The following is a 12,108-nucleotide window of genomic DNA, read 5'->3' on the forward strand; positions in this document are numbered from 1 at the left end:
AAATAATACTCAACCGCTTTACAAAAAATCAAGGCTGATATAAAACAGACTTAATCACCTTAAATTTCAAATTCTCTTTATTTTCAATATCATAATCAAGTAACATTTCTCCCCAATAAGTGCCATCTGTAAAACTAGCAACAATCCATTTGTGATTGATCATTCTAATTTGATCAATAAGCATTTTATTTTCTGTCATTGACGCATAAGGCACTAAAGGATGATCTTCTGTATCATACACATTTAGGTTCATAAGTTGATCTTTTATAAATGGTACAAATTCTGAAATACGATACCCTTCATTTTCCCAATAGGTCATTGCATCATCGTTTGTATCAAATCTAAACGTATATAAATCTGTTGTTAAATTGTCTTCTATTGAAGTTATAGAATCCTCTAACTTCGTGTTTTTCTCCATATAAACTGTGAGTTTCTTATCATAGCTTTCAATTATTTTTTTGGAGTTAACGAATTGAAAAATCACGAGTAATAACGTGAAAATAAACAGGTACATAAACAGTCTTTTCTTCATTGGGTAATTTTTATTGTTTTTTTTTGTCAAATGAATTCGAAAATAATTATCAAAAAACATAAAGCTTATTAGTATGCTCGCTTCATTTTCTATATTTCTATTTGTAAGTTATCGTAGGCTAAATTAACGTTTTCTGGCAAAGTTTGTTGTACCACGTCATGAAAACCTAAATAATGACTAATATGAGTCAAATAAGCAGTTTCTGGTTGAACTTTATCAATAAACTCTAGTGCTTCTTTTAGGTTGAAATGTGATAGATGTTCTTTTTCTCGCAATCCATTAACAACAAGAACTTTTACACCTTTGAGTTTTTCGACTTCTTCATCTGCTATGGTTTTCATATCTGTGAGATATGCGAAATCTCCAAAACGAAACCCAAATACCTGAAGCTTATGATGAAAGCCATTAATTGGTACTACGGTTACATTTCCGAGGAGAAAAGGCTCATTTTTAATTTCATGCTGAATCACACTTGGCACTCCAGGATACTTCTCTTTTGTAGTAAAAATATAATCAAACCGTTTTCTTAATTCACCAAAAACACGTTTGTGCGCATAAAATGGGATGTCACCTTGACGAAAATAAAACGGACGAATATCATCTAATCCAGCAGTATGATCTGCATGTTCATGAGTAAAAACGATGCCATCAATCCTATTACAATTCGTTCTAAGCATTTGCTGTCTAAAGTCTGGTCCGCAATCAATCACATATGCGTAATCATCCCACTCTATTAAAACAGAGACACGTAAACGTTTGTCTTTTGGGTTTGTACTCAAGCAAACTGGGTGATCGCTTCCAATAACTGGAATACCTTGTGATGTACCTGTGCCTAAAAATGTTACTTTCAATGTATAATGTCTTTAGAACAAAAATAAAACTAATTTTTTTAGTTTGACCTCCTAATTTAATACCTTTGTGTAGTTGACAAAACCCAGACCACAAAATGGAAATAACCTTAAAAGGAGATAAAGAGTTTGATGAGATTCCGTCGTTAAGAACGAAATGTTTACGCATCAACTTAAATGAAAACATCTACGGAACCTTCGCCGAAATTGGTGCAGGTCAAGAAACTGTACGTCAGTTTTTTAGAGCTGGAGGTGGTTCAGGCACCATTGCAAAAGCAATGTCTGCTTATGATAAAGCGTTTAGTGATGCGATTTATGGCATTGAAGATGATAAACGTTATGTAACCGAAGCACGACTTCGCAAAATGCTAGACCATGAAGTTAATTTGGTTGAAGAACGTATTTTAAGAGAAGCGCATCCAAACAAAATGTTCTTTGCTTATGCAAATACGGTTGCTACTATTGACTTCGCAAAAAAATATAAAGGTCATGGTTGGGTAGGTATTAAGTACCAAGTAGATCCAACTCAAGGTTATAATCAAATAGTATTGCATCTTAGATTTAAAGAGACAGATGCTAGATTACAACAAGAAACCTTAGGTATTTTAGGTACTAACTTAATTTATGGAGCATTCTATAAATACAATGAACCTAAAAAACTCTTACGTTATTTATACGATCATTTAGATAAAGACCAAGTAGAAATTGATACTATTAATTTTGAAGGACCTCTTTATGAAAACGTTGATAACCGTTTAATGAGTTTACAATTGGTTAAAAATGGTATGACAGATGCTGTCATGTTTTCTCCTGATGGAACCAATGTGTTACCAGCTAGAGTACTTTACAAAAAGAATATTTTGGCATTACGTGGTAGTTTTAGACCAGTAACAAAAGTAAATATGGACATGTATAAGAAATCTTATGAAATGTTCATAAAAGAAAATAAAGTAGATATTGAGAAGACACAAGTTATTTTTGAAATCACACTCTCTAACCTTCGTGCAGAAGGTGAAATTGACGAGCAAGATTTCATGGATCGTGCAAAACTATTATGTTCTTTAGGTCAAACGGTATTGATTTCAAATTTTCAAGAGTATTACAAACTGGTTGAATATTTCTCTCAATATACTAGAGCACGTATGGGATTAGCAATGGGTGTAAATAACCTTGTTGATATTTTTGACGAGAAATATTATCGTCATTTAAGTGGTGGAATTTTAGAAGCCTTTGGAAAATTATTTTACAAAGATTTAAGAGTGTATCTATATCCAATGAAAAATGCAGATGGTACAATTACTAATAGTGAAAACTTAAAAGTACATCCTCGTATGAAAGAACTTTACAAGTTCTTTAAGTACAATGGTAAAGTTGTGGATATTTCAGATTATGATGATTCTACATTATCTGTATTCTCAAGAACCGTATTAAAGATGATAGCCAATGGTGATGATGGTTGGGAATCTATGTTACCAGAAGGTGTATCTAATCTTATAAAAGAGAAAAGCCTATTTGGTTGTGAAACCGAGCAAGCCTATTTAGGAGAGTAATCTCAAATTTTGATATATATAAAAAACCACATGATTTTCATGTGGTTTTTTTGTTTATTCGTGTGAGATTCTGAAACAAGTACAGAATGACAATACTCGGAATTATTCTGATAATATTTGAGCAGTATGATCTTTTGTTTTCACTTTAGTGATCACATTTTCAATAACACCTTTTTCGTCAATAACGAATGTTGTTCTATGAATTCCGTCATATTCTTTTCCCATAAATTTCTTTGGTCCCCAAACTCCAAAAGCTTCAATAACAGATTTATCTTCATCTGCTAACAATGGGTATTGAAATCCGTATTTAGTTTTAAAATTAGATTGACGTTTTGCGCTATCTGCACTTACACCTAAAATCTCATAACCCAAAGATTGAAAGCGCTCAAAATTATCATTTAAATTACATGCTTCAACAGTACAACCTGGTGTACTTGCCTTAGGATAAAAGAAAACAACCAATTTTTTCCCTTTGTAATCTCCTAAAGAAATCGTGTTTCCTTGTTCATCTTTTGATGTGAAATTTGGAGCTTTATCTCCTGCTTTTAGTTGTGTCATAATTTGTAACTTTGTTAATGAAATTTGATTTTGAAAAACTGTCTTAAACTTTTATAAAATGTCAGTTTGAGCGCAGACGAAAATCGTGTGTTTTTCGATATTAAAAGTATTTCGACTGCACTCAATATGACAATATCTATTATAATTATTTGACAATATTTTATTCCGAATAGGAATACATGTAAAAATACAACTTATGACTAAGCAAGAAAAGGTAGATTTTGTTATTAATACGTTAAAAGAATTATATCCAACAATTCCTGTTCCGTTAGATCACAAAGATCCTTATACCTTATTAATTGCTGTATTAATGTCTGCTCAAAGTACAGATGTTCGCGTTAATAAAATAACACCTCTCCTATTTGCTAAAGCAGATAATCCTTATGATATGATAAAACTTTCTATTGAGGAAATAAGAGAGATAATCAAACCTGTAGGCTTATCTCCAATGAAGAGTAAAGGGATTCATGGTTTGTCACATATTTTAATTGATAAGCATAATGGTGAAGTTCCTCAAACTTATGCAGATTTAGAAGAACTTCCTGCTGTAGGTCATAAAACGGCTGCAGTAGTGTTATCTCAAGCTTTTGGAATTCCTGCATTTCCTGTAGATACTCATATTCACCGATTAATGTATCGTTGGAATCTTACTAACGGAAAAAACGTGGTTCAGACCGAAAAAGATGCAAAACGCTTATTTCCAAAGGAATTATGGAATGATTTACATCTCCAAATTATTTGGTATGGAAGAGAATACTCTCCAGCTAGAGGTTGGGATTTAGAAAAAGATATCATTACAAAAACGATTGGAAGATCTTCTGTTTTGAAAGAGTATTATGATAAGAAAAAGTGATAAATGTTAACTATTAGAAATGTCATATCTATCATAGTATTGATATTAATCTTTTCTTGTTCTAGAAAAGAGGACAATCGTTATGACATTTATTTGACGCATTACAAACATTCCATATCTATTAATTTACCTAAAAGCTATGATACTTTAAATATTTGGGATAATTATTCTGATAATGTTATGGACGACAGAAAATGTTATCGAGTTCAAAATTCTAAGTTGGGAGTATTAATGGAAAGTGGAATGTTCTACAAAACTGATAAAACTCAATTTGAACAATTCACAATTTCAGAACCTGGAGTATTCAATAATTTTCCACCATTTGAGCTAAAAACTTGGGCTTCAGAAAAAAAACAACTAATCGAAGAAGAAAAAGGAAACATTAATGTTACAACCGATTCTATAATTATTAATAATAAAAGATTTGGAGTTTTAAAAGTTATTATGCCTTTCAAAGACGGTATCGACAAATCAATAACTTTTGGAACAAATTTAGATAATGAGTTGATAGAATTTGACTTTTATACGAATCTGCCCAATACAGAAAACTTCTTTAATGATGCTGTAGCTTCAATGGAAACACTAGAAATAAAAAAAGGTAAGTAATTCTTATAAAAAAGACTCCTGCATTCGCAGGAATAAAAAAAAGTCCCAAGGACTAACGACTTGGGACTTTTCAAATTTAGTTTTGAAGTGCTTCAAACTTCAAATTATTGCAATGTATAACACTTAAAGCCTTGCTGTAATTCAAAAGAAAATCCACTGTCTCTTCTTTTGGGTTAAGATCGTTTTGTTTTTGGATGCATTCTGAGTAAAGTTTTGCCATTTTACGTTTTTTAGTTTGTTATAAACTCAATAACGCAATAAAACTTACTTTATTATATATTGAACACTACTAATTTGTCAAAACGATATTATTTTGATCGATGACCTTTCTTAAATTAATAAGTGCATAACGCATTCTTCCTAGTGCAGTATTAATACTAACACCTGTACGTTCTGAGATTTCTTTAAAACTCATATCCTTGTACATACGCATAATCAAAACCTCTTTTTGGTCTTCTGGCAATTCTTGGATAAGTCGTCGCAAGTCACACTCTACTTGATCTTTAATTAAACGTTTCTCAGCATTTAATGCTGGATCACCAAGTACTGAAAAAATATTAAAATCACCTGTATTATCAAATTTTGGCATTCTATTATTTCTACGGAAATGGTCTATAACCAAGTTATGAGAGATGCGCATCACCCAAGGTAAAAATTTACCTTCCTCGTTATATTTACCAAGTTTTAAATTCTTGATAACCTTGATAAAGGCATCCTGAAAAATATCTTCAGTGATATCTCTATCAAATACTTTTGAATAGATAAAACTATAAATTCGTTGTTTGTGTCTGTTGATAAGGATAGATAGAGCGCTTTCGTCTCCATTCATGTAGTTCTTAACTAAAACAGCGTCTGTGATAAGTTCGTGTCTCATAATAATTACTTTAATGGCAAAGAGTTTAATCTTAGCTTGGGGTTAAATGTTTTAAAGTAATATTATATTATAAGCGCTCTGTTTTAATTGTTTATGTCCCAAATATAACAACAATCATTCCGTAATTCCAAAAAAAAGTAACAAACTTTAACATTTTTATGGACAATAATCCATTTTTTAGGCATTTATAAAAGACTTATCTTTGCATTTTCATATTCGCCAAAACTCCTATGAGCACTAATATTCTAGACCTTAATCCAAAAGAAAACATCATCATAAAAGGTGCAAAACTGCATAACCTAAAAAATATTGATGTTGTTATCCCAAGAAACAAATTAGTAGTTATCACTGGTTTATCAGGTTCAGGAAAGTCTAGTTTAGCCTTTGATACTTTGTATGCAGAAGGTCAACGACGTTATGTTGAAAGCCTGTCTAGTTACGCTCGTCAGTTTTTAGGACGACTCAATAAACCAAAAGTTGATGTCATAAAAGGCATTGCTCCAGCTATTGCTATTGAGCAAAAGGTGAATAGTACAAATCCGCGTTCTACAGTTGGTACAACGACAGAGATTTATGATTATCTAAAATTATTATTCGCCAGAATAGGAAAAACCTATTCTCCAATATCTGGAGATTTAGTCAAAAAGCATCGCACAAAAGATGTTTTAGATTTAGTAAAATCATTTGATGAACGCGAAAAATTGTTGCTCCTCTCTCCTATTATTCTTGAAGAAGGACGAACTATGGAAGATAAACTCAACGTTCTTAAACAACAAGGTTACGCTAGAGTTCAATATAAAAATGATGTTTTAAGAATTGATGACGCTGTAGAAAAAGGCTTGAAAAAAAATGTCTTTCTCGTTGTTGATCGTATCATCGTTAAACACGAAGAAGATTTCTACAACAGACTAGCAGATGCCATTGAAACTGCTTTTTTTGAAGGAAAAGGAACAGCTATCTTAGAATCGCTTTCTAACAATAAACGAACAGAATTCAATAATAAATTTGAATTGGATGGGATGACGTTTTTAGAACCTAATCCGCATTTATTCAGTTTTAACAATCCTTATGGAGCTTGCCCTAAATGTGAAGGTTATGGAGATATCATTGGTATTGATGATGAATTAGTGATTCCTAATACTGGATTATCAGTTTATGAAAATGCTATTTTCCCATGGAGAGGAGAAAGCATGAGTTATTATCGCGATCAATTGGTAAACAACTCTCATAAGTTTGACTTCCCTATCCACAAACCGTTTTTTGAATTATCTGCTGAACAAAAACAACTTGTTTGGGATGGAAATGAATACTTTGAAGGGTTAGATGCTTTCTTTGCTGAGTTAGAATCTAAAGCTTATAAAATTCAAAATCGTGTGATGTTATCTCGCTATCGCGGAAAAACAAAATGTTCGGTTTGTAAAGGTAAACGACTACGCGAAGAAGCAAATTATGTTAAAGTCGCAAATGTGACTATTACTGATTTAGTAGAAAAACCTTTGGATGAATTGGCCACCTTTTTTAAACAATTAAAATTGGATGCTCACGATACAACAATTGCAAAACGTCTTTTAAAAGAAATCAATAATAGACTCGCCTTTCTAAGTAATGTAGGTTTAGATTATTTAACACTTAACAGAAAATCAAACACACTTTCTGGTGGTGAAAGTCAACGCATAAATTTAGCAACATCTCTTGGAAGTAGCCTTGTTGGCTCCATGTATATATTAGATGAACCAAGTATTGGTTTACATCCAAAAGACACAGAAAAACTAATTAAGGTTTTAATTGCGCTTCGCGATTTAGGTAATACAGTTATTGTCGTAGAACACGATGAAGACATCATGAAAGCTGCAGATGAAATTATAGATATTGGTCCTGAAGCAGGGACATTTGGAGGCGAAGTTGTTGCCACAGGAACCTTTAAAGATATCCTGAAATCAAATTCTCTAACGGCTCAATATTTAAATGAAACGCTCAAGATTGAGCTTCCGAAGAAAAGAAGAACATCTAAATATCAAGTTGAGATTGTTGGAGCAAAAGCAAATAATCTTAAAAATATAGATGTCGTTTTTCCTTTGGAAATGCTAACAGTTATTACAGGTGTTTCTGGTAGTGGAAAAAGTACGCTCGTCAAGAAAATCTTATTTCCTGCTATTCAAAAAAAACTAACAGGTTTTGGTGATAAACCTGGTCAATTCACAGACCTTAAAGGTAATTTTGCAGCTATAAAACATATAGAATTTGTAGATCAAAATCCAATTGGTCGTTCATCACGATCAAATCCTGTGACGTACATCAAAGCTTATGATGATATTAGAGCATTGTTTGCCAAGCAGAAATTAAGTACTATTAGAAACTACCAAGCCAAGCATTTTAGTTTTAATGTTGATGGCGGACGATGTGAAACCTGCAAAGGTGATGGTGAAGTGACCATTGAAATGCAGTTTATGGCAGATGTGCATTTAACTTGCGAAACTTGTAATGGAAAACGTTTCAAAAAAGATGTGTTAGAAGTCAATTTTGAAGGTAAAAATATTGACGATATTTTGAGTATGACTATTGATGATGCCATTGCATTTTTTGATACATATAATGTTACAAAAATTAAAAATAAATTACAACCACTACAAGATGTTGGATTGGGATATGTGGCTTTAGGGCAAAGCTCTTCTACCCTTTCTGGTGGTGAAGCACAACGTATTAAACTAGCTTCTTTCCTCGGAAAAGGGAGCAAAAGTGATAATGCGCTATTTATTTTTGATGAGCCTACAACTGGACTTCACTTTCACGATATTAAGAAACTATTGAAATCGTTTCAAGCTTTAATTGGAAAAGGACATTCTATCATTGTGATTGAACATAATCTCGATTTAATAAAATGTGCCGATTATATTATTGATTTGGGTCCTGAAGGAGGAATTAGAGGTGGACAACTCATGGCTGCAGGAACTCCTGAAGAAATCGTGAAGAATAAGAAGTCTATTACTGGTGTTTATTTAAAAGATAAAATCTAAAAATCATAAAGAATCTGCCCTTTTTAGAAGGTTTATTTCTATCATCTCTCCCTTTTTAATTTCAACAAGAGTATTTTTAGTTAATTGATAGTGTCCATTTATATAAGAATATCTAGATGTTATGGAACTAGAACCATCAATTGGTATACCTGTATTTATAAAATCGAAACCATCTTCAACACTAATTAAATCTCTAAAAGAACCTTTTAGATGACCTATAGTTTTATAATTATCTTTTTCTATATCATATTGCAAAATATAATATTCACATTTTGACGGAGTTGTACAAGCATCAATGTCGTACACCATTAATTCTTTTAATTGATCATGGTTTAAATCAAATAAATAATAACCAACCTTAGGTAAAATAGTATCAAGAGAATCTATTATTTTTTTTAAATGAAGATTTGGTTTTACAGTTTTTGACTTTTCAACTAAAGGCACATCTGTTTTTGAATCATTTTTACAAGAAAACAAAAAAACAAGTATAACAAAAAGTCCTGTGAATATTTTCATTTAATAAATCATAAACGACAATAATCCAATAATAACTGCTGCAATTGGGATAACCACTAGCATAAATGAAAACGTTGCAACGCTACATTTAAAGAAGCTTAAAAACCAACCTTGACCATAAAATCGCTTGAGTGCAATAAAGAGATACACAAAAGTGGACAATGCGATTAACCAATCTATACCATCTGGAACATCCCAAAAAAGATTAACGCCAAAAATGATGCTAAACACAGTAAACAGAAATGAGAAATAATAGAAGCTAAAAACTAAGTGATGTGCAAACCTACCCTTTCTAAAATACAACACTTTTAAGAAGATTGCAAAAATTGGTAGTAAAAAGAATAGTGCAATTGGTATAGTGTCATAAAAGGCTTTTAAGATACTGCCTCCATCTCTTGTTTTATAAAACTTAAGGACCTGAGTATATAATTTTTTCTTAAACCAGCCATCATCATCATTCATTCCCATGGCTTTATAGAGCTCTTCATCAGTTGCTCCAACATCTATTAAGGAATCCAATTCCTTTTCATTAAAATCGAAACTTACTTTTTTGTTTTTACTGAAATCGTCACGAGCCACTAGAGAATCAATCTCTTTATCATCCATTCCTGTGATCCACTTATTATCAACAAGTGCTTTTTTTACTTCTGCTCTTGCGATAGAATCATTTTTTTTATTCTCAATTTTATTAATAGAGTCTATTTTTTTTTGCTCAACAGAATCTTTTAAAACCACATTTGCCTTTTCATTAAAGGTTTCTCTCAATTCTCTATTAATCCATTCTGTTTGTGAACGTACTGTAAATGAATATATAAAAAAGAACACTACCGAAATAAACAAATACATCTGAGCTGGATGTAAATACAGCAAACGTTTACCTTCCAGAAATTTTCTTGCTAGAAATCCTGGTTTAAACATTAATGGAATGAAACTCTTAAAAAAACGAGCATCAAACGAGAAATAGTTACTTATGGTATTGTAAAATAACACACCTACCGTAAGTTCCTCTGTAGTTTTTTGTCCGCAATTTGGGCAAAAGTCAAATTCTTCTTTTAAATCAGATTCGCAGTTTTGACATTTTGTAGTTTGGTTTCCCATTTGTATGTTTTGGTTGATGTTATAAAAGTAGTAAAAAAAATGAACGTATTTGAAGTTGGCATATTTCCGAAGAAATATAAAAATGTTAACTAAAAATTCTCATAATTAATGTTTTTCTTAATCACTTCGGAAATGTTAAGCCAACAAAAATATACGTCAAATTATTGACAATCAGTTAATTGTGTTTTTTGGCACGCAAATTGGTAAATTCATATCAAATAGCGTAAGTCGAAAAATTTCTAAACGAGTTAGAAATAAAGGCTAAATCTAAAAACCTATAATTATGAAAAAGCAAGTACTTTTTATTGCAGCCTTGTTAATAGGATTAACATCTGCACAAGCAACTACAACAGGACATGTTGTTAGTAATGGGGAAGATTTAAATAATGCACGCTATCGTTTTGCCGAGCCAATAGTGTTCATTGAACGAGGTGTAGAATTTTTAATTTTTCCGGATGGAAGTTTCGATTTCAATACTGAAATCCAAAATAACATCACAGAAACGTATTACAGATCCTCTCAAACACGAAGAAGCTCAGTAAACACAACTTATGGAGCTCCAGGAACTGTTAACCGAGTTCACTATGCTACTCCTAGACCAAGAGGTGTAATAATTACACATGATAGTAATGGTAAGGTTCGTAGAATTGGTAATGTTTTTATCAATTATGACAGAGAAGGTAGAATTAAACGTGCTGGTTCGGTATACATGAGTTACCAACGTAGTAATGGTTTGCTTCGTCAGGTTGGCGGACTAAAAATCAACTACAATCGTTGGGGAGAAATTATACATGTTACTGGAATTGTAAATCATAATAATACAACTCATAACTATGGAGTTTCAACTGGATATGGAGGACAACATTATGATGATTATAACGATAACTATAGTGATGACGATGATTTTTACTACTACCGTAAAGATGGTAAAGTAAAAAAGCAGAAAAAAAATAAAAAATAGAAAATATTTACATATTGGTTGGTTGTTCATTTTAATATGAACACATATAAAATCCCGAAGCGTTTCCCCAAACCTTCGGGATTTTTAATTTGGTCTTTAACTAATTATTTACTTTCATTAATTAGACTTCTAATATTCTCATTAGGTATCATATCAATCGTTAAATTCACACGTTCTGTATTTCCAGAGTTTACAACCTGATGTGGATCTGTTAGTTTTAAATACCAACATTCTCCTGGTTGCATGTCTACAGGTACAGCGTTTAAATAAAATGTTGTTTCCTTGTTATTAAAAATTGGTAACGTCAATCGTATCACAGATTTTTCTACCTCTAACCCAAGTGTAGGGTCTGTGTGTTCTTTAACTTCAGACTTTGGTGCCAGTCGAAGTAGTCGTACTAATGTTACTGTTGTTAGGTCTTTAAAAGAATCTATAATACTTTTTAAATAAGGTGATGTATTTAAATCATTTGTATCTAACCAATTTGTCCATGTACCATCTGCATAATCATCTACAGGCGGAGGAAAAGGTAAAGAGGTATCAACAAGATGTGCTGGAGCTCTTAATTGAATAACATTGTAATATTCAAAATCTTTGAGTTGGAGTTTCAAATATTCGTCATGCATTCGTTGCGCATTAAAATTAAAAGGCAATTTAACACGATCTAGTTTTGTTGTAGTTTCTTGTAATGAGTTCAT

12 protein-coding genes are annotated in these 12,108 nt (G+C 31.8%); 5 read left to right on the plus strand and 7 right to left on the minus strand.

The features are described 5' to 3' along the window. Nucleotides 1–28: 28 nt before the first annotated feature. Nucleotides 29–418, minus strand: coding sequence for a hydrolase (locus tag WNY78_RS14105; RefSeq protein WP_342873855.1), 390 nt, complete (start codon nt 416–418; stop codon nt 29–31). A 203-nt stretch (nt 419–621) separates the two neighbouring features. Continuing rightward, on the minus strand, nt 622–1,383 hold the full coding sequence (locus tag WNY78_RS14110) for an MBL fold metallo-hydrolase (RefSeq protein ID WP_342873856.1): 762 nt from the start codon (nt 1,381–1,383) through the stop codon (nt 622–624). 95 nt (nt 1,384–1,478) lie between these two features. On the opposite strand from WNY78_RS14110, the gene WNY78_RS14115 reads away from it, so the two are divergent. Beyond that, complete coding sequence (locus WNY78_RS14115) at nt 1,479–2,930, plus strand: TonB-dependent receptor (protein WP_342873857.1); 1,452 nt, start codon at nt 1,479–1,481, stop codon at nt 2,928–2,930. Nucleotides 2,931–3,032: 102 nt separating this feature from the next. On the opposite strand, the gene bcp is transcribed toward WNY78_RS14115, so the two are convergent. Next, on the minus strand, nt 3,033–3,488 hold the full coding sequence (gene bcp / locus WNY78_RS14120) for a thioredoxin-dependent thiol peroxidase (RefSeq protein WP_342873858.1): 456 nt from the start codon (nt 3,486–3,488) through the stop codon (nt 3,033–3,035). 196 nt (nt 3,489–3,684) lie between these two features. Between bcp and nth the strand changes: the two genes are divergently transcribed. Further along, nucleotides 3,685–4,341: an endonuclease III gene (nth, locus tag WNY78_RS14125; protein ID WP_342873859.1), complete on the plus strand. Its 657-nt coding sequence runs from the start codon at nt 3,685–3,687 to the stop codon at nt 4,339–4,341. A gap of 3 nt (nt 4,342–4,344) precedes the next feature. Continuing rightward, nucleotides 4,345–4,947, plus strand: coding sequence for a hypothetical protein (locus WNY78_RS14130; protein ID WP_342873860.1), 603 nt, complete (start codon nt 4,345–4,347; stop codon nt 4,945–4,947). A gap of 289 nt (nt 4,948–5,236) precedes the next feature. Here WNY78_RS14130 and WNY78_RS14135 read toward each other — a convergent pair whose 3' ends face one another. After that, nucleotides 5,237–5,821 carry a sigma-70 family RNA polymerase sigma factor gene (locus tag WNY78_RS14135; RefSeq protein ID WP_342873861.1) on the minus strand — a complete coding sequence of 195 codons (585 nt, stop codon included), beginning with the start codon at nt 5,819–5,821 and terminating at the stop codon, nt 5,237–5,239. Between the two features lie 230 nt (nt 5,822–6,051). On the opposite strand from WNY78_RS14135, the gene uvrA reads away from it, so the two are divergent. Beyond that, entirely contained in the window at nt 6,052–8,835 is a 2,784-nt protein-coding gene (gene uvrA / locus WNY78_RS14140) for an excinuclease ABC subunit UvrA (protein ID WP_342873862.1), read from the plus strand. Between the two features lie 3 nt (nt 8,836–8,838). Here uvrA and WNY78_RS14145 read toward each other — a convergent pair whose 3' ends face one another. Both WNY78_RS14145 and WNY78_RS14150 read right to left on the minus strand, forming a co-directional pair. Next, on the minus strand, nt 8,839–9,351 hold the full coding sequence (locus WNY78_RS14145; protein ID WP_342873863.1) for a hypothetical protein: 513 nt from the start codon (nt 9,349–9,351) through the stop codon (nt 8,839–8,841). Continuing rightward, complete coding sequence (locus WNY78_RS14150) at nt 9,352–10,449, minus strand: DUF3667 domain-containing protein (protein WP_342873864.1); 1,098 nt, start codon at nt 10,447–10,449, stop codon at nt 9,352–9,354. A gap of 283 nt (nt 10,450–10,732) precedes the next feature. Between WNY78_RS14150 and WNY78_RS14155 the strand changes: the two genes are divergently transcribed. Next, entirely contained in the window at nt 10,733–11,410 is a 678-nt protein-coding gene (locus WNY78_RS14155; protein WP_342873865.1) for a hypothetical protein, read from the plus strand. 104 nt (nt 11,411–11,514) lie between these two features. Here WNY78_RS14155 and WNY78_RS14160 read toward each other — a convergent pair whose 3' ends face one another. Then, the gene (locus WNY78_RS14160) at nt 11,515–12,108 is read right to left on the minus strand and encodes an aspartyl/asparaginyl beta-hydroxylase domain-containing protein (RefSeq protein ID WP_342873866.1); all 594 of its coding nucleotides are present in this window, start codon (nt 12,106–12,108) and stop codon (nt 11,515–11,517) included.

This window comes from Psychroserpens sp. AS72 (assembly GCF_038900375.1).
Taxonomy (GTDB): Bacteria; Bacteroidota; Bacteroidia; order Flavobacteriales; family Flavobacteriaceae; genus Psychroserpens.